Annotated in this window: 18 protein-coding genes; 10 read left to right on the top strand and 8 right to left on the bottom strand. The window is 66.1% G+C overall.

The genetic code is table 11. From position 1 onward, the window contains the following. Positions 1 to 145: 145 nt before the first annotated feature. Both aptA and EDE08_RS35530 read left to right on the top strand, forming a co-directional pair. Positions 146 to 1474, top strand: a complete 1329-nt coding sequence (gene aptA, locus EDE08_RS35535) for an omega-aminotransferase AptA (RefSeq protein WP_131874812.1) — start codon at positions 146 to 148, stop codon at positions 1472 to 1474. A gap of 70 nt (positions 1475 to 1544) precedes the next feature. Next, positions 1545 to 2810, top strand: a complete 1266-nt coding sequence (locus EDE08_RS35530; RefSeq protein WP_131874813.1) for a D-amino acid dehydrogenase — start codon at positions 1545 to 1547, stop codon at positions 2808 to 2810. A 154-nt stretch (positions 2811 to 2964) separates the two neighbouring features. On the opposite strand, the gene EDE08_RS35525 is transcribed toward EDE08_RS35530, so the two are convergent. Then, complete coding sequence (locus EDE08_RS35525) at positions 2965 to 3621, bottom strand: helix-turn-helix domain-containing protein (RefSeq protein ID WP_165936364.1); 657 nt, start codon at positions 3619 to 3621, stop codon at positions 2965 to 2967. Positions 3622 to 3800: 179 nt separating this feature from the next. Between EDE08_RS35525 and EDE08_RS35520 the strand changes: the two genes are divergently transcribed. From EDE08_RS35520 to EDE08_RS35505, 4 genes are read left to right on the top strand one after another with little or no spacing between them, the layout of a single operon-like run. Then, a complete protein-coding gene (locus EDE08_RS35520; RefSeq protein ID WP_131874572.1) occupies positions 3801 to 4559 on the top strand; it encodes an ABC transporter substrate-binding protein in 759 nt (252 codons plus the stop codon). A 22-nt stretch (positions 4560 to 4581) separates the two neighbouring features. After that, complete coding sequence (locus EDE08_RS35515; protein WP_061879382.1) at positions 4582 to 5235, top strand: amino acid ABC transporter permease; 654 nt, start codon at positions 4582 to 4584, stop codon at positions 5233 to 5235. Beyond that, entirely contained in the window at positions 5232 to 5963 is a 732-nt protein-coding gene (locus EDE08_RS35510) for an amino acid ABC transporter ATP-binding protein (protein ID WP_131874573.1), read from the top strand. The genes EDE08_RS35515 and EDE08_RS35510 overlap by 4 nt, the downstream gene beginning before the upstream one ends. Positions 5964 to 5976: 13 nt before the next feature. Next, a complete protein-coding gene (locus EDE08_RS35505; RefSeq protein ID WP_131874574.1) occupies positions 5977 to 7260 on the top strand; it encodes an NAD(P)/FAD-dependent oxidoreductase in 1284 nt (427 codons plus the stop codon). A 2-nt stretch (positions 7261 to 7262) separates the two neighbouring features. On the opposite strand, the gene EDE08_RS35500 is transcribed toward EDE08_RS35505, so the two are convergent. Continuing rightward, the gene (locus EDE08_RS35500) at positions 7263 to 8852 is read right to left on the bottom strand and encodes a gamma-glutamyltransferase family protein (protein ID WP_165936363.1); all 1590 of its coding nucleotides are present in this window, start codon (positions 8850 to 8852) and stop codon (positions 7263 to 7265) included. 104 nt (positions 8853 to 8956) lie between these two features. On the opposite strand from EDE08_RS35500, the gene EDE08_RS35495 reads away from it, so the two are divergent. Beyond that, positions 8957 to 9730: an enoyl-CoA hydratase-related protein gene (locus EDE08_RS35495; protein WP_131874576.1), complete on the top strand. Its 774-nt coding sequence runs from the start codon at positions 8957 to 8959 to the stop codon at positions 9728 to 9730. A gap of 148 nt (positions 9731 to 9878) precedes the next feature. Here EDE08_RS35495 and EDE08_RS38750 read toward each other — a convergent pair whose 3' ends face one another. Beyond that, positions 9879 to 10055, bottom strand: coding sequence for a hypothetical protein (locus EDE08_RS38750; RefSeq protein WP_165936362.1), 177 nt, complete (start codon positions 10053 to 10055; stop codon positions 9879 to 9881). A gap of 9 nt (positions 10056 to 10064) precedes the next feature. Continuing rightward, positions 10065 to 10298: a DUF6894 family protein gene (locus EDE08_RS35485; RefSeq protein WP_061879376.1), complete on the bottom strand. Its 234-nt coding sequence runs from the start codon at positions 10296 to 10298 to the stop codon at positions 10065 to 10067. 203 nt (positions 10299 to 10501) lie between these two features. Between EDE08_RS35485 and EDE08_RS35480 the strand changes: the two genes are divergently transcribed. From EDE08_RS35480 to EDE08_RS35465, 3 genes are all read left to right on the top strand, one after another. Then, entirely contained in the window at positions 10502 to 12574 is a 2073-nt protein-coding gene (locus EDE08_RS35480) for a PQQ-dependent sugar dehydrogenase (RefSeq protein WP_131874578.1), read from the top strand. Next, positions 12531 to 13472, top strand: coding sequence for an SMP-30/gluconolactonase/LRE family protein (locus EDE08_RS35475; RefSeq protein ID WP_131874579.1), 942 nt, complete (start codon positions 12531 to 12533; stop codon positions 13470 to 13472). Before EDE08_RS35480 ends, EDE08_RS35475 begins: the two co-directional genes overlap by 44 nt. Positions 13473 to 13749: 277 nt before the next feature. Continuing rightward, positions 13750 to 14775, top strand: coding sequence for a histone deacetylase family protein (locus EDE08_RS35465; protein WP_131874581.1), 1026 nt, complete (start codon positions 13750 to 13752; stop codon positions 14773 to 14775). Positions 14776 to 15036: 261 nt separating this feature from the next. Here EDE08_RS35465 and EDE08_RS35460 read toward each other — a convergent pair whose 3' ends face one another. From EDE08_RS35460 to EDE08_RS35450, 4 genes are all read right to left on the bottom strand, one after another. After that, the gene (locus tag EDE08_RS35460) at positions 15037 to 16017 is read right to left on the bottom strand and encodes an LLM class flavin-dependent oxidoreductase (RefSeq protein ID WP_131874582.1); all 981 of its coding nucleotides are present in this window, start codon (positions 16015 to 16017) and stop codon (positions 15037 to 15039) included. Further along, positions 16014 to 16745 carry a 4'-phosphopantetheinyl transferase family protein gene (locus tag EDE08_RS35455; RefSeq protein WP_131874583.1) on the bottom strand — a complete coding sequence of 244 codons (732 nt, stop codon included), beginning with the start codon at positions 16743 to 16745 and terminating at the stop codon, positions 16014 to 16016. Before EDE08_RS35455 ends, EDE08_RS35460 begins: the two co-directional genes overlap by 4 nt. A 301-nt stretch (positions 16746 to 17046) precedes the next feature. Next, positions 17047 to 17217, bottom strand: coding sequence for a hypothetical protein (locus EDE08_RS38745; RefSeq protein ID WP_165936361.1), 171 nt, complete (start codon positions 17215 to 17217; stop codon positions 17047 to 17049). Positions 17218 to 17356: 139 nt separating this feature from the next. Next, positions 17357 to 23800 carry a non-ribosomal peptide synthetase gene (locus EDE08_RS35450; RefSeq protein WP_131874584.1) on the bottom strand — a complete coding sequence of 2148 codons (6444 nt, stop codon included), beginning with the start codon at positions 23798 to 23800 and terminating at the stop codon, positions 17357 to 17359. Between the last annotated feature and the right edge of the window lie 54 nt (positions 23801 to 23854).

Genomic DNA, 23854 nt, shown 5'->3' with positions numbered 1-23854 from the left:
CCTGGTCCCTGTTACAGGTGTTGCGGATCGCGCAAATATGGACCGAAGGGCCAAGTCGAATCAATGGCTTGCAGGTCGCCAGAAAAGGACTTGTTGCGGTTCCGAAACCGTGTCTCAGCTATTGGGTCAGCAAAGGAGCGCGGCCGTGACCCTTCATCAGATTCCGAACACCATCAAGACCGATTCGTACTGGATGCCGTTCACGGCCAACCGGCAGTTCAAGAAGTCGCCGCGCCTGTTCTCCTCGGCCGAGGGCATGTACTACACCAGCGTCGACGGCCGCCAGGTGATCGACGGCTCGGCCGGCCTCTGGTGCGTCAACGCCGGCCACGGCCGCAGGCAGATCGCCGCCGCCGTCGAGCGGCAGCTGATGACGCTGGACTTCGCGCCGTCGTTCCAGATGGGCCATCCGCTGGCGTTCGACTTCGCCGAGCGGCTCGCCGAGGTCGCGCCGAAGGGTCTCGACCGCGTCTTCTTCACCAACTCCGGCTCCGAGTCGGTCGACACCGCGCTGAAGATCGCGCTCGCCTATCACCGCGCCAACGGCCAGGCGAGCCGCACCCGCCTGATCGGCCGCGAGCGCGGCTATCACGGCGTCGGCTTCGGCGGCACCTCGGTCGGCGGCATGGTTGCCAACCGCCGTGCCTTCACCACCCTCCTGCCGGGCGTCGATCACATCCGCCACACCCATGATCTCGCCCGCAACGCCTTCGCCAAGGACCTGCCCGAGCATGGCGCCGAGCTCGCCGACGATCTCGAGCGTCTGGTCGCGCTGCACGGCGCGGAGACGATCGCCGCCGTCATCGTCGAGCCGGTGCCGGGCTCGACCGCGGTGCTGCCGCCGCCGAAGAACTATCTCCAGCGCCTGCGCGCGATCTGCGACAAGCACGGCATCCTGCTGATCTTCGACGAAGTCATCACCGGCTTCGGCCGCCTCGGCACGCCGTTCGCCGCCAATTTCTTCGGCGTCACGCCGGACCTGATGACGACCGCCAAGGGCATCACCAACGGGACCGTGCCCTGCGGCGCGGTGTTCGCCAGCCGCAAGATCTACGACGGCATGATGAACGGCCCGGAGAACCAGATCGAGCTGTTCCACGGCTACACCTATTCGGCACATCCGGTCGCGTGTGCAGCGGGCATCGCGACCCTCGACATCTACAAGGACGAAGGCCTGCTCACGCGCGGTGCCTCGCTCGCCGAATACTGGCGCGATGCGCTGCATTCGCTGAAGGGTCTGCCGAACGTCGTCGACATCCGCAACTGCGGCCTGATGGGCGCGGTCGAGCTCGCACCACGTGACGGCGCGGTAGGTGCACGCGGCTACGACATGCTGGTCGAATGCTTCAACAGCGGCCTCTACCTTCGCACCGGTGGCGACTCCGTTGCGATGTCGCCCCCGCTCATCGTCGAGAAGAGCCACATCGACCAGATGGTTTCGATCCTCGGCGACGCCATCAAGAAGGTGGCCTGATAATTGCTCTCGCCGTTGCGAGTTGTTTCCTTGCAGCGGCGAGCGTGATGCCGCGGGAGTTTGACGAAGCGTGAAAGTTCTGATCCTCGGCAGCGGTGTCATCGGTGTCACCTCTGCCTACTACCTCGCGCGTGCCGGCCATGACGTGACGGTCGTCGACCGCCAGCCGGAGCCGGCACTGGAGACCTCTTTCGCCAATGCCGGCGAGGTGTCGCCCGGCTATTCCTCGCCCTGGGCCGGCCCCGGTGTGCCGGTGAAGGCGATCAAGTGGCTTCTGATGAAGCACGGCCCGTTGGTGATCCGGCCGAAGCTCGATCCGGTGATGTGGGTCTGGCTGCTCAAGATGCTGCGCAACTGCACCAGTGAGCGCTACGCGGTCAACAAGAGCCGGATGATTCCGATCGCGGAATACAGCCGCGATCGCTTGCGCGATCTGCGCCGCGACATCGGCATCCAGTATGACGAGCGCTCGCAAGGTACGCTGCAGCTGTTTCGCTACCAGGCCCAGCTCGACGGCACCGGCGAAGACATCGCGGTGCTCAAGCAATACGGCGTGCCCTTCGAGGTGCTGAGCCGCGAGGGCTGCATTGCGGTCGAGCCGGCGCTCGGCGGAGTGAAGGAGAAGTTCGTCGGCGGCCTTCGCCTGCCGCAGGACGAGACCGGCGACTGCCACATGTTCACCCAGTCGCTGGCCAAGCATGCCGAGGCGCTCGGCGTGCGCTTCATGTTCAACACCGGCATCGATCGCATCGTCACCGAGGGCGCCCGCGTCAGCGGCGTCGCGACCAGCGCCGGCCTGTTGCAGGCGGACGCTTACGTGCTCGCGCTCGGCAGCTGGTCGTCGCGGCTCGTCGCGCCGCTCGGCATCTCGCTGCCGGTCTATCCGGTGAAGGGCTATTCGATCACGGTGCCGATCAAGGACGCCTCCGGCGCGCCGGAATCCACCGTGATGGACGAGAGCTACAAGGTCGCGATCACCCGTCTCGGCGATCGCATCCGCGTCGGCGGCACCGCCGAAATCTCGGGCTTCTCGGACAAGCTTTATGACGCGCGCCGCGCCACGCTCGATCATTCGCTGACCGACCTGTTCCCGCGCGGCGGCGATCTCGCCAAGGCGACGTTCTGGAGCGGCCTGCGCCCGATGACGCCGGACGGCCCGCCCGTGATCGGCCCGACCCAATACGCCAATCTCCACCTCAACACCGGCCACGGCACGCTGGGCTGGACCATGTCCTGCGGCTCTGGCCGCGTGCTCGCCGACATGCTGTCGGGCAGGAAGCCTGAGATCGACGTCAGTGCGCTGACGGTGGACAGGTACAATCATCGGTTCGGGTGATTTCTTCGCCTCTCCCCGCGTGCGGGGAGAGGCCGGAATTTGCGCAGCAAATTCCGGGTGAGGGGGAGCCTCCGCGAGTCCCGCTGTTCCGTCTTTGCGGAAGCGGCCCCTCACCCCAACCCTCTCCCCGTAAGAACGGGGAGAGGGAGAGCAGTCACCCCGCCCCCGTCACGCAATTCACCCACAGCACCACGGCCTTCGCATCGTTCGCCGGATTTGAAAACCGGTGCGGCCTGCGGCTCGCGAAGCGAAAACTGTCACCCGTCTTCAGCGACCACGTCTCGCTGTCGACCGTCAGCATCATCTCGCCTTCGAGCACGAGGCCGGCTTCCTCGCCGTCATGGGTGTAGAGCTCGTCGCCGGTGGAGCCGCCGGGCTCCAGGTGCACCAGGAACAGGTTGAGCTTGTTGTCGGCGCTGGCCGGGCTCAGCAGTTGTTTTGACACGCCGGTGCGCCAGAGCTTCAGCTCCGGGCGCTGCAGGCCGCGCGTGACAACCTGGTCGGAGGCGCCGTCGGTGCCCGGGCTGGCGCCGAACAGCGCGGCGATGCCGACGCCGAGCACGTCGGCGAGCGTTGCCAGCACGCGCAGCGACGGCGACGACAGCCCGCGCTCGATCTGGCTGAGAAAGCCGATCGACAGGTCCGTCCGCGCGGCGACCGTTTCCAGCGAGAATTGCCGGATCCGCCTGAGATCCCTGATGCGGCGGCCGACCGCGACGTCCATCGCCGGCTCCGCCTGCCTGGTGACAGACTTGGTCCTGGCCTTGGCCTTCACCTTGTTCGCCGGCTTTGCGGCGGCCGGTTTGCGCATTCTTTTGCCACCGCTCACGTCAAACCGCTTCCTTCATGTGCATGAAAACCGCTTGCATCGTCTGTGAAAGTATGACCAAATTTTCATATTGGTGAAAATAGGCCGAAATGGCTTGGCTCGCAACGTCTGATCACGACATGCGCGAGCGCCGCCACCGGCCGAGCCCAAAGGGGGATGCGATGAAGCGTTTTGGTCTGGCCGCGATCGCGGCGCTCGCAATTGCAACCGTGGTGCCGGCCTCGGCGCAGCAGGTGCTGAAGGTCGGCTCGACGCCGACGGGCATTCCCTTCACCTTCCTCGACACCAAGACCAACACCATCCAGGGCATCATGGTCGATCTCATCACCGAGGTCGGCAAGGACGCCGGCTTCAACGTGCAGATCGAGCCGATGCAGTTCTCGGCCCTGATCCCGTCGCTGACCTCGAGCAAGATCGACATCATTGCGGCTGCGATGTTCATCACGCCGCCGCGCAAGGAGGTCGTCGACTTCTCCGACCCGATCTACAGCTACGGCGAGGGCCTCGTGGTGCCGAAGTCCGACACCAAGGCCTATGCCACGCAGGACGATCTGAAAGGCGCGACGGTCGGCGCCCAGGTCGGCACCGCCTTCGTCGATGCGCTGAAAAAATCCGGCCTGTTTGCCGAGGTGAAGGCTTACGACACCATTCCCGACATCCTGCGCGACGTGAATACCGGGCGCCTCAAGGCCGGCTACGCCGACTATCCGATCCTCGCCTACAATCTGAAGCAGGGCGGCTTCCCAGAGGTGCGCCTCGTCGACGGCTACAAGCCGGTCACGGTCGGCTCGGTCGGCATCGGCGTGCGCAAGGGCGAGACTGCGCTGCTCGGCAAGATCAACGCCTCGCTGGCGAAGCTCAAGGCCAACGGCACCATCGACAAGATCCTGGATAAATGGGGCCTGAAGGCCCAGGGTTGATCGGTAGAGACCAGGCTGCCCGATGAAAGGCTTCTGGCACGACGCCGTCGAGTTCTTCCCGATCCTGATGAACGGCGTCGCGCTGACGATCGTCGTCACGATCGGCTCGCTGCTGCTCTCGACGGTGCTCGGCCTCGTCTGGGCGATGATGCGGGTCTCCGGCATCAAGGCGCTGTCGATGCTCAGCGCCAGCCTGATCAACGTGATCCGCGGCATCCCGATCATCGTGCTGTTGTTCTACCTCTACTTCGTGATGCCCGATCTCGGCGTCACGCTGTCGGCCCTGCAGGCCGCGATCCTCGGGCTCGGCATCGCCTATTCGGCCTACCAGGCGGAGAATTTCCGCGCCGGTATCGAGGCGATCGACAAGGGCCAGATCGAGGCGGCGCAGTCGATCGGCATGGGCTGGTGGCTCACCATGCGGCGCGTGGTGCTGCCGCAGGCCGTGCGCATCGTGCTGCCGCCCTACGGCAACGTCATGATCATGATGCTGAAGGACTCGTCGCAGGCCTCGACCATCACGGTCGCCGAGCTCGCGCTGCAAGGCAAGCTGATCGCCTCGTCGACCTTCAAGAATACCAGCGTGTTCACGCTGGTGGCGCTGATGTATCTCACCATGAGCATCCCGCTGATCCTGCTGGTCCGTCACTTCGAGAAGCGGGCAGGCAAGCGATGATCGAGCTGAGCGACGTCCACAAGAGTTTCGGCAAGGTCGAGGTGCTCAAGGGCATCACGGCCTCCGTCCAGAAGGGCGAGGTGGTCTGCATCATCGGCCCCTCGGGTTCCGGCAAATCGACCATCCTGCGCTGCATCAACGGGCTGGAGAGCTACGACCGCGGCGAGATCAGCGTCGAGGGGCTGAAGGTCGACCGCGACGCGCCGTCGATCGTGGATATCCGTACCCAGGTCTCGATGGTGTTCCAGCGCTTCAATCTGTTCCCACACCGCACGGCGCTGGAGAACGTGGTCGAGGGGCCGCTCTATGTGAAGAAAGAGTCGCGCGCGCAGGCGCTCGAGCGCGGCCGCATGCTGCTCGCCCAGGTCGGGCTCGCCGAGAAGGCCGATGCGCATCCACCGCAGCTCTCCGGCGGCCAGCAGCAGCGCGTCGCGATCGCGCGGGCGCTCGCGATGCAGCCCAAGGCCATCCTGTTCGACGAGCCGACCTCGGCGCTCGACCCCGAGCTGGTCGGCGACGTCCTCGGCGTCATGCGCAAGCTCGCCGACGACGGCATGACCATGGTCGTCGTCACCCACGAAATGGGCTTTGCCCGCGACGTTGCCGACCGCGTGCTGTTCATCGACGGCGGCGTCATCGTCGAGCAGGGGCCGGCCAAGGCGCTGCTCAACCAACCGCAGCATCCGCGCACGCAGGATTTCCTGCGCCGTGTGCTGCATCCGCTCTGACCGGTCTTCGCCAATGACGCGCCTGCCTCTGCCGCCCTCGCTCTATGCCGACACCGCCGTCGCACCCGTGGCCACGCCGCCGCTCGACGCCGACAAGAGCGTCTCGGTCGCAATCGTCGGCGGCGGCTACACCGGCCTCTCCACCGCGTTGCATCTCGCCGAGCAGGGCGTCGAGGCGCTGGTGCTGGAGGCGCAGGAGCCGGGCTGGGGCGCGTCCGGCAACAATGGCGGCCACACCAATCCCGGCTTGAAGCACGATCCCGATCAGATCGAAGCGGATTTCGGCGCGGACCTCGGTCGCCGCATGATCGAGTTCGCCTACGGCACCACGAATTTCACCCATGAGCTGATCCGCCGTTACCAGATTCCCTGCGAGGCGCGGCAGAACGGCACCCTGCGCGCGGCTTACAATGAGGCCAGCGCCGCTGCGATCGAGACGACAGCGCAGCAGTGCATCCGTCGCGGTATGCCGGTGACCCATCTGAACCGTGAGCAACTCCGTGAGATGACGGGCACCGACCGCTACATCGGTGCCATGCTGGACACGCGCGGCGGCGATCTGCATCCCCTGAGCTACGCCCGTGGCCTTGCGCGCGCGGCGATCTCGGCGGGGGCGAAGGTTTTTGGCGAGACACCGGCATTGTCCCTGCGCCGCGACGGCACGCGCTGGCGCATCGAGACGCCGCGCGCGGTGGTGTACGCGGACAAGGTGCTGCTCGCCACCAATGGCTTCACAGATGACCTCTGGCCGGCGCTTCGCCGCACCATCGTGCCGGTGTTCTCCTCGATCGCCGCCACCGCGCCGCTCTCCGACGAGGTCGCCCGTTCGATCATGCCGACGCGCCCCGTCCTCTACGAGAGCGGCCACATCACGGTCTATTACCGCATCGATCAGCAGAGCCGCCTCTTGATGGGCGGCCGCGGCCCGATGCGCTGGATCAAGTCGCCATATGACGTTGCCTATCTTATGCGATATGCCGAGAGGCTGTGGCCGCAGCTGAAGGGCGTCGCCTGGACGCACGGCTGGAATAGCCGCCTCGCCATCACCGCGGATCATTACCCCCACGTGCATGAACCAGCGGAAAACATCCTGATCTCGCTCGGCTGCAACGGCCGCGGCGTCGCGCTCTCGACCGCGATGGGGGCGCAACTTGCGCGCCGACTGATCGGCGGCGCCAAGGCCGAGATCGACATGCCGATCACAGGCATCAAGCCGATCCCGCTGCACGCGTTCTGGCCGGTCGGGGTGACGACCGCGGTGATTGCGGGCCGCGTGCGGGACCGGTTGGGAGTTTAGCCTCAGACCTCCGCCACCGCGTCGGCCCAGGGCTGAAAGATCTCGACCGCGCCAGAATTCGTGTCGCCCTCGCGCATCACAACGCTCGGGCAGGCGAATTTCTGCGGCAGTGTCTGCACCTGGCACTCTTCGTAGTCGAAGCGCGCGGCCAGGGCTTTGCGCACCTCCGCCGGCAGCCGCGCATCGCCGATCACCACCGCGCCCTCGCTGGCGTCGATGCGCGGCTGGTGAATGGCGGCATCGAGGTCCATGCCGAAATCCATCGCAAAGGACACGAGCTGCATCACCGACGGCAGGATGCGGCGGCCGCCGGAGGCGCCGACCGCGAGCCGCTTGCCATCCTTCGTCTCCGCGATGACAGGCGTGTAGTTGCAGAGGCAGCGCTTGCCGGGCGCGAGCGAGTTGGTCGTACCCGGCGTCGGGTCGAACCACATGATGCCGTTGTTCATGGCGATGCCGGTGTGCGGCGTGACGTATCTCGAGCCGAACGACGAGAGCAGCGTCTGCGTCACCGCCGCGATGTTGCCGTGGCGGTCGACCACGGAGAAATGCGTGGTGCAGGCGGGCGCGAGATATTCGGCACCGAGCGAGCGCTTGCCGTCGGCATCGCCCATGTCCTTGAGCCGCTCGCGGAAGGCAGCCTGCAAGGCGAGTGCATATTCGACATAGGCGGCCGCGTCCAGCGTGCCTGCCGGCTTCAAATTCTGCTGCAGCAGGCGCAGCGCATGCGCCATGGTCGGGCCGGCCGTGAGTTCCGGCGTCGCAAACACCTTGCCGCCGCGATACGGGATCGCCAGCGGCTCGCGCAAATGCGCGCGGAAGGCGGCGAGGTCCTCGACCGACAGCGAACCGCCATCAGCCTTGATGTCGGAGGCGATGCTCCTGGCGAGGTCACCCTGATAGAAATCGCGCGGTCCGGCTTCGGCGAGATGGGACAGCGTTGCTTTCAGCGTGTCTTGCGGCAAACGCGTCTCGGCCTTGATCCCCCATGGTGCGCTCGGTGGCAGCCCGTCCTTCAGGAACGCCGCGGCGCTCGCGGGATAGCGCCTGAGATCGGCGGCCGAGCCCGAGATCGTCACCGTGGTCCACCAATCGACCAGCAGGCCTTCACCGGCAAGCGCGGCCGCCGGCGCGACCAGATCCTTCCACGGCATTTTGGCGTGGCGGCGATGCGCCTCTTCCATTCCGGCGACGACGCCAGGCACGGCGATCGACCCGGGACCGTGGATGTTGCGATCGTCCTTCACCCGCGGCCAGGGGAAGAGATCGGAGGCCGCGCCTTCGCCGCTGAGCGGATAGTCGGCAGCGCGCAGGCTCTGCGGCGCAGACATGCCGTAGTCGATCACCTCGTAGCGATTTTCCTTGGCGCGGTAGAGCACCATCGCACCGCCGCCGCCGATGCCGCTGTTCCAGGGCTCCAGCACGTTCAGCGCCATGGTGGTTGCCACGATCGCGTCCACGCAGTCGCCGCCCGCCGCCAGCACCTCGGCGCCGACCTCGGCCGCTCGCCGCGATTGCGAGGCGACGATGCCGCCCTTGGATCTGACGGCGGGTTTGCGGACGGTTTGGTTGAGGCTGAACTGGTGAGGCATGATGTCGTCTTGTGTGCTGCGTTGAGATCGAGGCTCCGCAATTGGCGGAGCGCGCGGACCATGGCACATTGCGGAGAACGAGAACATCAAAAGGGAGCAGCGACATGGCTGGTGTGAAACAGGCGCGGGATGGCACGGTCGGGATCTTGACCCTCGACGAGCCGGCGAGCCTGAACGCAATGACGCCGGACCTGCTCGGCGCGCTCGCCGCCGCCCTCGCCGAGATGACGAAGGACGAGGACGTCCGCGCCCTCATCCTGACCGGGGCCGGGCGCGGCTTCTGCTCGGGCCAGAACCTGAAGGCTTCGGAGGCGCTCGGCCAGGATATCGCCGCCGGCGTCATGCGCTTCTACTGGCCGGCCTTCAAGGCCTTGCGCGAGTGCCGCGTGCCCGTGGTGGTCGCCGTCAATGGCGTGGCGGCCGGCGGCGGCTTCAGTCTGGCGATGGCTGGCGACATGATCGTCGCGGCGCGGTCAGCAAGCTTCATCCAGGTGTTCAGCCGCATCGCGCTGGTGCCCGATCTCGGCTCGACCTGGCTGCTGCCGCGGCTGGTCGGCCGGCAGCGCGCGCTCGAGCTGATGCTGCTGAACGAGCCGCTGACGGCGGAACGTGCGCAGGAGATCGGCCTGGTGCGGCAGGTCGTCGACGATGCCAAGCTGATGGAGGAGGCGCTGACGCTGGCACGCCGTCTGGCTGATGGTCCGACGCGCGCCTTGGTGGCAACGCGCGCGCTGATCGAGGAGAGCGAGCATGCGACCTACGAGGCGCAGTTCCGCCGCGAGATCGAGCTCCAGGCCACGATCCGCAAGAGCGCGGACGCCATCGAAGGCCGCAATGCCTTCATCGAGAAGCGCAAGGCGATGTTTACCGGGAGGTGAGGTGCGGGGCTGCTCCCCAATCTCGTCATGCCCGGGCTTGTCCCGGGCATCCACGTCTTCATATCCGCATCCGAAAACGTGGATGGCCGGGACAAGCCCGGCCATAACGAAAAATACAGATGTGTGAAAAAGCGCCGAAAGCGCCGCCTCAGCGCAAGCGGTCCAGCTGGCTGGCCTGATGCTTGGCGCGCCATTTCGGGCCGGGCCCGCGCATGTAATGCAGCTCGGGGCGGTAGGGGGTGCCCGCGACGCGGATCATCGTCTGCCATTTGGTGGTGACGAAGGTCAGGGGCTGGCGGAGCAGGTTCAGTGACGACAGCAACATGGCATCACCTCAATGCGGCTTGCCGAGAATGGCGGTGAACGGGAGATCGAAAATCTCCTCGCCGTCATCGTCGCTGACGTGAATCACCCAGTCGCGCCAATCTTCGCTGCTCGGCGTCAGGATCATCGACCGCATGATCTGGGCGGCATGGTCGCGGGCCTCGGTGAGATTGGACACGGCGGCGCCGGAGCGGTCGATCAGCGTGCCCTCGGTATTGGAGCAGTGGAAATAGACCTGGACCATGTGCGCCTCCTGTGAGAGCGATCGGGATGGCATATCGATACCACCCAAGGCATTCGCGAGACATTCGGGTCGAGCCCGGTAAGGGAATCTACGGAGGTTGGTCGCTGCGGAAGCCGCTACAGGTTTTATCACAGGCGGGTGATGATCAACTGGACGGCGTTCCGGCGGCATGGAACAAGTTTTCCGGGAAGGTCGGGGGCACCGTGAACCAATTCACATTCCTGAGCGAACGCCGAGGCCTGCGCGTGTTTGCGGCGGCCGTCGCCGGCGCGTTGCTCGCCTTCGCCCCGGCTTCTTCCGAGCCGGTCAGGAAAAGCGGCTATGCGACCGGCACGGACGTTTGCGGCAGCGGCGATCTCGCTTTTCCCAGGATTCAGATCGACATGAAGGCGGGATTCTGCGCCGGGCTCGTCGCCAGCGAAGAGGATCATCTCGAATTTCCGCGTTCGATCGTCCAGGTGCCCGGCCGCGACCTGTTCGTCGTGGCCGACATGGGCGGCTGGGGTCATTCCGATGGACGGCTGCTGCTGCTCGACCCGCACGCGCGACAGGACCGACGTTTCAAGGAGCTGCTGACCGGAATCGAGTATCCGTTCGGCCTCGTCATCGGCCCGGAGAGGAAGCTCTATGCCTCGACCCCGGAGACGATCTTCCGGTTCGATCCGCTCGCGGACAATCCGCGGAGCACGATGGAGACCATCATTCGTCATCTGCCCGGCCGGCGGATCAGGCTGCCGGATGGCACCAGGCTCGACGAGAGCGCGCATCCGCTCAAGCAGTTCGTGTTCGATCGCGACGGCCGGCTGTTCGTCAATGTCGGCTCGCACAGCGACGACTGCGTCACGCCGGCGCCGATCACAAAACCCTGTGCGGCGGCCGAGGGCGCGTCAGCGCTGGCCTCGATCTGGCTGTTCACGCCGCCAGCGGGCGGTGTGTTTCCGGCCTTGAAGCCTGGCGATCCCGACCCGCCGCACACCGTCTATGCGCGCGGCCTGCGCAATTCGATGGCGCTGGTGCTGCACCCGATGTTTCCGGACGCTGGTTACGCCTTCCTGCAGGGCGAGAACGGTCGCGATCTGCCTGACATCTTCAAGCCGAACGAGGAGATCAACGCGATCGAGCAGGGCCGGCACTATGGCTGGCCCTATTGCTACGACCTGTCGACGCCGAGTCCCGAATTCAGGCGAGTGCTGCAATCGGGGATTTACAAATCGCTCTGCACGGCCAATGCGCTCTACAAGGCGCCGTTCTCGCTGCTGCCGCCGCACGGTGCGCCGCTCGCGATGCTGTACTATCACGGCGGCAAATTCCCGGAACTCGAAGGCAAGCTGCTGGTCGGCCTGCATGGCTATCGCCCGACCGGCAGCCGCCTGCTCGTCTATGACGTCGACGATCACGGCTTTCCCAAACCTGCCCCGGCGCCGGTGCGGTATCACGTCAGTTGTGCCGCCGACCCGACCCGCAGCTTCCAGACCGACGCCGGCGAAGTCGCTGCCGCGCCGTTCGAGGAACTGATTGCAGGCTGGCACCGCGTCAACGGCGCGCGGCCGCAAGGTGCGCCCGTCGGCATGACGGTCGCCGAGGACGGCGCGATCTGGCTGGTCGAAGACAAGAACAAGACCGTCATCCGGATCGATCGCGCCGCGGGTGATCCGCCGCCACCGCTGCCCTGTGACATGCGCAGCCAGGCCATGATCGACCAGCTCGCGGCCTTCGTCGCCAGGGACACGCAGAACAGCGCCCGGCTCACCACGCTGCGCAAGGGCCTCGTCGAGAAGCATTGCGTCGGCTGCCACGCGGATTTCGGCCTGGCGCCGGGTCAATCGGAGACGGAGAAGGACGGGGCCGTGCTGCGCTTCATGCTGTCGCAGGACGGCTGGATCTATCCGGGCGATCCCGACGCCGGCAAGCTGCGCACGCGCCTGCGCGGCCTTGGCGCGGAGAAGCTGATGCCGCCGGGCGGCGAGAGCCTGCCGAAGACCGAGCCCGGCTACAAACGTCTGCTGGATACCGCGGATCAGCTCGTCGCGAACACGGTTCCGGGCACGCGGATGCGGATCAAGTCGGGTCCGCCGCAGCGCAAGTTCTACGGCAGGACGAACAAGGAATGCGGCGAAATACCGGCCGCCAAGGTCGTCGTCGTGACACAAAGGAGCGCTGTAGACAAACCCGGCTTCAGCCGCTTCTTCCGGCCGGCCGATCCCTATCTGAACGGCGAGTGCACCGACGGCGATGGCTATTACATCCGGCAGGAATTTCTGGTGCCTGTGCGGTAGCGTTCTTCTCGTCATTGCGACCGCGTCCGCCCGGGCCGAAACCAGGCTGTTCGAAAGCGTGCAGGTGACGCCTGCGGGAGAATACACGTTCGGCATCGAAGGGCCCGCCGCCGACATCGACGGCAACCTCTTCGTGGTCAATCTCGGCAAGCCCGGCACCATCGGCCGGCTGCCGGCCGGCGGCGCGGCGTCGGAGCTGTTCACCGTGCTTCCCGAAGGCAGTGTCGGCAATGCCATCCGTTTCGATCGGAACGGCACCATGTTCATTGCCGACTACAAGAAGCACAATATCTTCGCGATCCCGAAGGGCGCGACCAAGCCGGCCGTCTGGTTTCACTCCGAGGAGATGAACCAGCCCAACGACATCACCATCGCCCGCGACGGCACGATCTATGCGAGCGATCCGAACTGGAAGGGCCGCCAGGGATACATCTGGCGCATCGCGAAGGGAGCCGACGGCATGGTGCAGGGCCAGGTCATGGCTGCGCCGCGCGCGATGGGCACCACCAACGGCATCGATCTCAGTCCGGACGGCAAGACGCTTTATGTCGGCGAATCCAGCAGCGGCCAGATCTGGTCCTATGCGATCAGCGGCAACGAACTGACGGCTGCAAAACTCGTCAAGTCGTTTCAGCCCGACACCGTCGACGGCCTGCGCACCGACGTCGCCGGCCGCCTTTACGTCGCGCGCATTCTCAAGGGCACGATCGCGCTGATGAAGCCGACCGGCGCGGTCGAGCGCGAGATCCCGCTGAGGGCCAAGGAGCCGACCAACCTTGCCTTCGGCGGCAGCGACGGCAAGACCGTCTTCGTCACCCAGCGCCAGGGCGGTTACATCGAGTCCTTCCACACCGACCAGCAGGGGCGCGAGCACTGCCTCCAGCGCGGGCGTTGCTGAAGAGCAAAGGCTTGAGGTTGAAGCGGTGCCGCGGGTGGCTCACCTCTCCCGCTTTGCTTGCGGGAGAGGTCGGCGCGTCCGGACGATGCGAAGCATCGTCCCGCGCGCCGGGTGAGGGCTTTCTCCTCTTGGGGATTGTCCCATCGAGGAAAGACCCTCTCCCCGACCCTCTCCCGCAAGCGGGAGAGGGAGCGGCATTCTTCTTGCTTGCATCCGGCGGCCGTGGCGATCAAGACTCTGCGGCACGCCCAGTAGCATGCGACAACGGAGTGTTTGAGTGAAAGCCGTCCATACCGAACTGCACCGCAGCCACGATCCGCAATTCTTCCTGGTGCGCGGTGTCGTCAAGCGCACCACCGAGCAGCCCGAGCGCGCAGACCGCCTGCTCAAGGGATTGAAGGACGGCAAGCATCAACTGGTCGAGCCGACCAGGTTCGGGCAGGGGCCGCGCGCGCGCATTCACAGTCCGGAATATCTGTCGTTCCTGAGCGAAGCCTGGGACGCCTGGACTGCGCTCGGCGATTCCGGCCCGGAGATGATCGGCAACATCCATCCGGTGCGCCATGCTGCGACCTATCCGACCCACATCGTCGGCAAGCTCGGCTGGCACACCGCAGATACCGCAGCGCCGATCGGGCCGGGCACGTGGGCAGCCGCCTGTGCCGCCACGGACGTCGCGGTTACCGCCGCGCAGATGGTGATGGACGGCGAGGACGCGACCTACGCGCTGTGCCGTCCGCCCGGCCATCACGCCTATCGCGACATGGCCGGCGGCTTCTGCTTTCTCAACAACAGCGCGATCGCCGCCGCGCATCTGCGGCTCAAGCACGAGCGCGTCGTGATCCTCGACGTCGACGTCCATCACGGCAACGGCACGCAAGGCATCTTCTACGCACGGCCGGACGTCTACACGATCTCGATCCATGCCGATCCGACCGCCTATTACCCCTTCGTGTGGGGCTATGCGCATGAGCACGGCGAAGGCCCCGGTCTCGGCACCAATCTCAACATTCCGCTGGCCATCGGCACCGGCGATGACGGCTACATCCAGGCGCTGGACCTCGCGCGCAAGGCGATCGAGTCGTTTGCGCCGGGCGCCCTCGTCATCGCGCTCGGTCTCGATGCCTCCGAGCACGATCCACTGAAGGGATTGGCCGTCACCACGCCCGGCTTCCGCCGCATCGGTCAGGCCATCGCAAAAATGGGCCTGCCGACCGTGTTCGTGCAGGAGGGCGGTTATCTCTCGGATATCCTCGGCGCGAACCTGACCTCGGTGCTGGCAGGATTCGAAGAAGCAAGGTGAGGTCTCTTTCGCCTCTCCCCGCAAGCGAGCAGGGCTATCGCATATGACAGTGGGGGTTGCCGGATGAGCCGGGCCTGCATAGTTCGAGACGCCCGCTTTGGCGGGCTCCTCACCATGAGGGTCTGATATCTCGCCGCAAAACGCGCCCTCATCCTGAGGGCCCGCCGGAGGCGGGCGTCTCGAAGGATGGCCGCAGGGCGAGTTTCCCGCCGCGTTTCCTCATATGCATAGCTCTGCCGCGTGCGGGGGAAGGAGAAGAGCCTAGAACGTCCCGCTCGCCGCGAGCGCCTTGCAGACGTGCTGCATCTCGGACTCGTCGGCGACCATGTCGAGCATGATCGTGGTCAGGCCTTTCGCCGAAAACTGCTTCAGCTTCGCGCCGATCTCGTCGTAGCTGCCGACGAGATACGGGCAGTCGGCCTGGAAGGTCAGGAACGGCAGCAGCCAGTAGCCGTTGTCCTGAAGCTCGCCGCTTTGCCCCTCGTGGAGCCGGCGCTTCCACACGGAGTCGCTGTTCTCCACGGTGAGCGCGAGCAGCTCGCGATCATCTTGATTGTCGCGGAAGCGCGCCGTTGCGGCCTGTCGGGCCTCGTCGCGCCGCTCGCGCGCGAAAATTCCAAAATTCATGCCTGCTGCGTCGAGCCCGCGATCGAGGTCGGGCGGCAGCATCTGCATCTTGATGCAGCCGGTCTCCTCCGCGACGCGCCGGGCCGCCTCGGATTGGCCGGCGATGAGGAACTCCGGCATCAGCTCCGCGGGCAGGCGCGGACGAAGTTGCAGATTGCTGGCGCGGTAGAACCGGCCCGCGAAATTGACGGGTCGCGGGCTTGCCAGCAACTGGCGCATCAGCGCGACGTATTCGCCGAGCCGAACGTAACGATCGGCATGCGACTGCTCGTCGCCCAGTCCCTGCAAGTCGCTGATCGCCGTCCCCGTGATCATGTTGAGATAGACCTTGCGGCCGTAGAGCTGCGCGAAGGACGAAGCGAATTTCGCGGCCGTGAACGGGTGCATGTGGAGCGGATTGACGGCGATCAGCGGCGAACTCCGCGTCGTCTCTGCCATGATGTGCTGGGCCATCGTCCAGGGCTCGACGAACACGTCATTGCCTTCGAACAGCAGGATGCCTTCGAAGCCGTTGCGGTCGGCGAACCCGGCCACCCGCATCATCTCGCCGACATAGGCCTTGGGATCGCGGTTGCGTGAAATCGCCGGAAAGACGCGCAGCCGCGGCGGCATCATTCAGCCGCTTGCTGGAGCGGCCAGGCATGACGGCTGATGGGCAGGCCGCCGTCCGCACGGGAGCCGTCGGCGATCGCGAGGCGATGCGAGGGCGATGGCGAGCACAGCGAGAAGCGCCAGCCGTCCGGATCGTCGGCGATGTCGGGCTTGAAGCTGATCTCGATGGCCTTGCTCGACACCTGCATCGCGAAGGCGTCGAGCGGCAGATTGAGTCCAAAGCCTCGCGCCTTCAGATAGGCCTCCTTGAGCGTCCAATAGTCGAAGAAGCGCTCGATGGCCGCGGGCTCGGGCAGTCCGCGCAGCGTTTCGACTTCCTCCGGCGCAAAGAAGCGGAGCGCGGTGGACAGCGGGGCGACGCGCCGGGACACGGTTTCGACGTCGACCCCGACGGCCTCATGCCGCGACACCACGCAGGCTACGCAGCCGTCGGCATGCGACAGGCTGAAATGCAGCGGGGTCGAGCTGACCGGCGCTGCGACAAACGGCCGCCCATAGCGGCCCGCGGCAAAGGACCAGTCGGAGGGCGCGACGTTGCGCGCGACCTGCGATAGTGCGAGGCGCAACATGGCGTGCGCGAAGATGTATTGCCGCCGGTGCCGCTCGAACATGAAGCGATCGGCCCGGGCTCGTTCGTCGACCGAGAGCAGACGCCGGCACGCCTCGACCGCGCCCGGCCTGTCAATGGCCTCGATCAGCCCGACAAAGAGTTCAATTCTGTCGTTCGCCATCACTTGGGCCCATGACGTCAGGCGAGGCCAAATCCCCGGTCCTGACGGAAGATTCAACTGCGCAAGAATCACCAAGAGGACCGTTCCTAACGGTCCACCCAGGCGAATTCTTGTCGATTTGCCGGCCGGTTTACAGGCGCAAGCTTGTGCGAGACCCAAACTCGACCAGCGAGCGGCCCACGACCGAAGACCAAAGGCCAAAAATTAAAGGCCGAAAGTCAAAGACTGAAATCCAAAGTCCGAGAACTGAAGCTCGAACGTTGAAGTCTGGAGATTGCTGCGGCCTCCCGGCCGGCGAATTCTACTTCTTTTTCTTCTTGGTCTTCTTCGACCCGCCCAGCATCGAAAGGCTGGCGTCGACGTCCTTCAGCGCGGATTGCAGCTTCTTCTTCTCGTTGGTCAGCAGCTTCTGGAGGGCCTTGCGGTCCTTGTCGCTCAACGAGGTGCCCTTGGTAAATTTGACGAAACCCATAATATTCCCCCGGTTGAAAACAATCGTCCAAATCGAAGCGCGGGAATAATCTTGCGCGGCGACGCCAAATAATCAAGACGCAACTTGATCATTCACAGCCTTCGCACGTGAATCCGCACTCGTCCGCGACGTAATCCGCTCAGGCTGCCCTGCGTGCGAGTAGCCGGCCGAGCGGTGTGTTGGGTTGCGCGACGGCCGCCGTCAGCAGCGCGACGAGATCCTCCATCCACTCGCCGACTATTCGGCCCTCGAGCAATTCGCGCTTGTAGTTGCATGAGCCGGTGATGCCGGTCGGCCGCTCCTTGAGCATCAGCGACAGCCGGGTCTGGTCGATCGGCAGCACCGGCTGGCCTTCGCGCGCGACGTTGCCGATCGATGTTGTCGCGAGATCGGGAAGATCGAGCGGCTGGCGCAGCGGATTCTGCAGCGTGAAATAGACCTGCAGCAGCGAGGCCGGATCGATCCCTTCCCGCTCCAGATGGTCGGCCAGGATGCTGAACGGCAGCTCTTGTCGCGCATGCGCGTCGAGCACGCTCTGGCGCACCCGCACCAGGGCCTGCGCGAACGACAGCTCCGGAGTGATCGTCGTACGGACGATCACCGTGTTCTCGAACGGGCCGATGATGCGGTCGGTGTCCGGCTGGGCACGATTGGCCATGGCGGTCGCGACCGCGATGTCGGTGCGGCCCGTCCGCGCCAGCAGCATGCCCTTCAGGCCGGTGAGCAGGCACATGAACAGCGTGCAATTGTGCCGGCCGGCGAACGCCGTCAGCCGGCCGACCAGTTCACGCTCGAGGCTGACCGGATGGTGCCCGGTGGATGCGCCCGGGCGCGCTTCGCCGTCGAAGACGGGGCCCGCTCCGCGCAAATTCTCCGTCCAGTCTGACGCCTGGCGGCGGGCGGCGTCGGTATCGCACCACCAGCGCTGCCAGCGCGCGACAGCCGAATAAGCCGCTGGCGGTTTCGGCAGCGGCGCCGACGGATATCCGGCCAGCGCCGCATACCGGCTCGACAATTCCTCGAACAGCACGCCGATCGACCAGCCGTCGACAACGGCGTGATGCAGCGTCAGCAAGAGCACGTGATCGTCGTCGTGGAGCCGCAATAACCGGGCGCGCAGCAGCGGCGCGTGCGTGGTGTCGATCGAGGTGTGGGCTTCCTGCTCGATCAGGAGATCGATCTTCCTGAGTTCGAGCGCCCTCCGCCGCTTGTTGTTGTGGGGCTGACCGTCGCCGATCGTCTCGACGGTCATGACGGGGGCAAGGGCGCGAGGCGCGACGATGCGGCTTTCGGGCTCCTCGCCGTTCCAGGTGAACGCGGTCCGCAGCGATTCGTGCCGGCGCACGACATCATCGATCGCCTTTGCCAGGGCGGCCGGATCGAGCAGGCCCTCTAGACGGAAGGCGAAGGGCAGGTTGAACAACGGCAGCTCCGGCAGATTCCGCTCGATCCGCAGCATCTGGTCCTGCGCGATGGAAAGCGCGGGAGGCCCGCTCGCGGCCAATCGCGGCACGCCTGCGACGGGCTTGTGCGGCTGCGCCGCCACGGCCTCGTCGACCCGCCGAGCGAGCTCCTCGATGGTCGGAGCCTCGAAGATGGTCTTGATCGGCAGCGACACGCCAAGCGCGCGCGCAACGCGCGCCATCGTCTGGCCGGCTAGCAGCGAATGGCCGCCGAGATCGAAGAAATTGTCGGTTACACCGATGCTATCGAGCTTCAGCAGGTCGACCCAGATGTCGGAGAGCACCTTTTCGGTGAAGCGCCGCGCCGGCACGGCCGCGTCCGGCCCGGACGTTTCCGGCGGGGCGGAGGCCAGCAGCGCGGAGCGGTCGACCTTGCCATGGGCGTTGAGCGGCACCTGATCCAGGAACAGGAAGGCGGACGGAATGGCGTGGGCCGAGAGCCTGGCTTTGAGGAATTCGCGCAGCTCGCTGGCGCTGCTCCGGCTGCCGGGCTTTGCGACGATATGGGCGATCAGCCTGATATCGCCGCTCGCCTCGCGGCGCGGCTCGACGATGCCGGCGCGAACGCCGGGATGATCGGCAAGCGCGTTCTCGATCTCCTTGAGCTCGATACGATGGCCACGGATCTTGACCTGGAGGTCGGCACGGCCGAGGCATTCGATCGTTCCGTCGGCGCGGCGCCGGGCGAGATCGCCAGTCCGGTAGAGCCGGCTGCCTTGCTGGCGCGAGAACGGATCGGGGAGGAAACGCTGCCGGCTTTGCGCGGGATCGTTGACATAGAAGCGGCCGACGCCGGCACCGCCGATGCAGAGCTCGCCGGTCACGCCGATCGGTTGCGGCTGGAGGTTCGCGTCGAGCACGTAGAGCTGGGTGTTCGGCAGCGGCGCGCCGACCGGAACGTTGCCGGTCGCGACCGCCGGGGCCTTGGTCAGGCGATGCAGGGAGACGTCGTCAGAGCACTCCGACGCGCCATAGGCATTGATCAGCGGCACTTTCGGACAGCGGGCGAACCAGGCGCGGCAGAGCTCGACGGGCAACGGCTCTCCGGTCGAGATCAAGAGACGCAACCTGGAGAAGGCGCGCAGCATCGGCACTTCGTCCAGGCGATCGAGAATGACGCGCAGCAGCGAAGGCACGATCTCGAGCACCGTGATGCCCTCGCGCTCGATCTCCCGCGCCAGCAGGATCGGGTCCCGCGCGATCGCGTTGCCGCAGACATGCACGCGCGCGCCGACCATCGGCCCGGCGAGGAATTGCCAGACCGAGATGACGAAGCTCTGCGGCGCGGTCTGCGCGATCACGTCCCCGGCGGAGAGGTTGAGCTCGGAGATCAGCGAAGCGAGGTGGTTCGACAGGCCGCGCTGCTCGATCATGACGCCCTTCGGCGCGCCGGAGGAGCCCGACGTATAGACGAGATAGGCGAGGCTGGAGGCGGCCCGCGGTGCGGCGCGAGCGGGCTTGGTCACCCCCGAGGCAATCGCGTCTTCGAGCGAGGCCACCTGCATGCGTTCGACCAGCGGCTCGAGCAGTGCCTCGACCATGGGGAACTGAGCCCGTCCGGTCAGCAGCACGCGGGCACAGCTCGATCCGAGCATGGTCGTGAGCCGGGCGGTCGGCTGGTCGGGATCGAGATTGAGGAAGGCCGCACCCACGCGTTGTACCGCGATCATCGCGGCGAGCAGGTCGGGCCCGCGCTCCGCGAGCAAGGCGACGACGCTCTCGGCGCCGATACCCTCACGGGCCAGCCAGCGCGCGGCCGCCAGGCTGCGATGCGCCAGCTCGCGATAGCTCAGGGACGTGCGGCCGTCCGACACCGCAACGGCGTTCGGCGTCTTCCTCGCCTGACGCTCGAAGCGTTCGCTCAAATTGCCGCGCGTAGTGAAATTGGCCGGCACGCCCCGGCCTTTCGCCAGCAACATCCGGCGTTCGGCCTCGGTCAGCAGCGGCAGGCGCGAGATGCGCTGTTCCGGATTGGCGATGACGGCCTTGAGCAGCGTCCTGAACTGCGCGGCCATGCCTGCGATCGTCGCGGCGTCGAACAGGTCGGTGGCGTATTCGAAGAATCCGCTGAAGCGGCCATCGGCCTCGACCAGTTCGAGCGTAATGTCGAAGCGCGCCACTTTCGGATCGATTTCCAGCCGCCGTGCTGACAGGCCGGGAAAGCGTGCCGCCTCGATCGAGGCGTTCTGGAGGATGAACATGATCCGGAACAGCGGATTGCCGTCGCTGCGGCGCGCGATCTGGAGCGCGCGCAACACTTCCTCGATCGGGAGGTCCTGGTTGCGGTAGGCGTCCAACGTGACCTGTCGCACCCGCCGCAACATCTCGCCGAAGCTCGGATCGCCGCTGAAATCGTTGCGCAGGATCAGGGTGTTGGCGAACAGCCCGATCAGGCGCTCGCTCTCGATCTGGTTGCGGTTGGCGATCAGCGAGCCTGTCGCGACATCCTCATGCGAGGTGTGGCGGAACAACAGGCACTGGAAGGCCGCCAGCAGCGTCATGAATGGCGTGACGCCCTGGCTCTGGCTCAGTGCGCGCAGGTCGCCCGACAGCGTTCTGGAAAATTCGAGATAGTGGCGCGCGCCGTGACCGCTCCAGATCTCCGGCCTGGGCCGGTCCGTTCGCAGCGGCAGCGTGGTGACGCCGTTGAGCTGGGCCCTCCAATAATCGAGCTGCTCCTTCGCCGCCGGCGTCTGCGCCCAGCTCTGCTGCCAGAGCGCGAAGTCGCGATACTGGAAGGCAGGCGGAGGCAGCGCGGCCGGGTGCGTCTTGCGTGCCGCGGCGTAGTGGACGGCGAGCTCCTGCCAGAACAGCCGCTGCGACCAGCCGTCGGTGACGAGATGATGGACGTTGACCAGCAGCGCATGGCTGTTCCCGTCGAACGACAGCAACGTGACCTTCAGCGGCGGCTCGTGAGCCAGGTCGAACGGATGTTGCGCGAGCTTGAGCGCCTCGCGCCGGACAACCGCGAGCCGCTTGCCGGCAGGGCAGGGCCTGAGCTTGACGCGCGCGAGTTGCGGCGGCGATGACAGCACAAGCTGCACCGGCTCGCCCCGACGTTCGATGAAGATTGTGCGCAGCGCCTCATGGCGTGTGCAGATCGCAGTGAGGCTCGCAGAAAGCGCGGCGCCGTCGACCGGGCCGTCGAGGAGCGCAACTTCGACGACATTGTAATTGTAGCGGGTCGGGTCGAGCCGCGAGAGGACGTACATCCGCTGCTGCTGGAACGACAGCGGTGCGTCTGCGCCCGCAGCGTTGCGCCACGCCGGCAGCGCCGCCTCGCGCCGGCTTGCGGCGGTTTCGATCCGTGCCGCAAGTGCTGCGACCGTGGTGCAATCGAAGATGTCCTCGAACGAGAACTCGACATTGAAGCGTTCGCGCAGGCGCGAGCGCATCTGCGTCACCGCGAGCGAGTCCGCGCCGAGCGCGAAGACATCCTGGTCGGCGCCGAGCTGCGGCAGCTCCAACAGACCGGCCCAGATTTCGGCGAGCTGGGTCTCCATCGCATTGCGCGGCAGCCGGGTCTCGTCACGGCCGTCCACTGCTGCAATCAGTCCGGCGAGCGCACCGCGTTTGACCTTGCCGCTGGCGCCCTTCGGCAGTGCCGCGACGCTGCGGATCAGGCTCGGTACCTTGTAGGCTGCGAGCCGCTTTCGTGCGAACTGGCGCAGCTGGTCGGACGTGGCCTCGGAATTCGGCCGCAGCACCACGACGGCGGCGACGTTCTCGCCGAGCTTCGGGTGTGGCACGGCAAACACGCCGGCCTCCAGCACCGCCGGGTGGCCGAGCAGAACTTCTTCCACCTCCAGCGGCGAGATCTTCTGCCCACCGCGGTTGATGACGTCCTTGATGCGGCCGACGATGAAGAGATAGCCGTCGGCATCGAGATAGCCGAGGTCGCCGGTCCGGAACCAGCCATTGCGGAACGCAGCCTGCGTCGCCGCCTCGTCATTGTAATAGCCGCGGCTCATGTTGGGCCCGCGCAGCATGATCTCGCCGCGCGTGCCGCTTGCAAGCGTGCGGCCCGTGTCGTCCATGATCGTGATCTCGGGGCCGGCGGCGCGGCCGACCGATCCGACCTTGCGCAGCTCGAACGGATTGGCCGCGATCTGCGAAGCCGCTTCCGTCATCCCGTAGGTCTCCAGCACGGGAACGCCGAACGTCGCCTCCAGCCCTCGAAGAATCGCAGGCGCGAGCGAGGCCGAGGCGGAGCGGATCACGCGCAGCGACGACGGTCGGGCACGGTCCGGGTTCGCCTCCGCCGCCGTCAGCAATGCGCGATGAATGGTGGGTACCGCCGTGTACCAGGTCGGTTGCAGCTCCCGCATCCAGCCAAAGAAGGACGAAGAATCGAAGCCGTCGGTGCAGATCACGCTGGAGCCGGCGGCCAGCGCCGTGAGAAGGCCGGAGATCAAGCCATGGGCATGAAACAACGGCAGGACGTTGAGCAGGCGATCGCGCGACGTGAGCGACAGCACATGGCCGGCATTGTAAGCGGACAGGCAGACATTGCGATGCGTCAGCGGCACCATCTTCGGCCGCGCCGCCGTGCCTGACGTCAACAGGATGAACGCATCGTCGTCGCCGCGCGAGGGACCACTGGTGCTCGCCGGTCCGACCGGCGGGCCGATGAACGCGCAACCGCCGAGATCGTCTTCCGGCCCCGGCACGAAATCGATCACCGCGATATCGAGCGCCCTGGCGACGTCGCGGCTCGCCGAGTTCATGTCGGCCCGGGTCACGAGCGCCGCCAGCTTCAATTCGCTGAAATAGCGTTGCAGCTCGTCCGCCGTCAGATCCGGACTGACGGGGATGCATACGGCGGCCGACGCGACCGCGATCAATGCCAACGCGCTGTCGGCGCCACGCGGCAGTGCAACTGCAATGCGGTCCGCAGGCGCGATGCCGAGCCCGCGCAGCGTGCCGATCAGATCCTGCGTCCGGTCGCCCAAGGCGCGGTAGGTGAGAACCGGTCGGCCAGGGGCGAGGAGTGCGGGCGCCGCCGGTGTCCTGCGCGCGTAGAACTCGAGAAGGCCGCTGATATGCGCGAATATCTTCGTTTCGGCCGTGGCACCGGCTGATCCTTCGTCTGCTCCGGATGCAATGTCCGACAACGCCATTCCCTTTTGATCCGATTGGGCTATTCTTCCAAGAAGTTGGGGAACGCGTCCAGT

Source organism: Bradyrhizobium sp. R2.2-H, assembly GCF_004346455.1.
In the GTDB taxonomy this organism is placed as follows: domain Bacteria; phylum Pseudomonadota; class Alphaproteobacteria; order Rhizobiales; family Xanthobacteraceae; genus Bradyrhizobium; species Bradyrhizobium diversitatis.
Note: the sequence above shows the minus strand (reverse complement) of the source record. Positions and strands in the feature narration are given on the sequence as shown.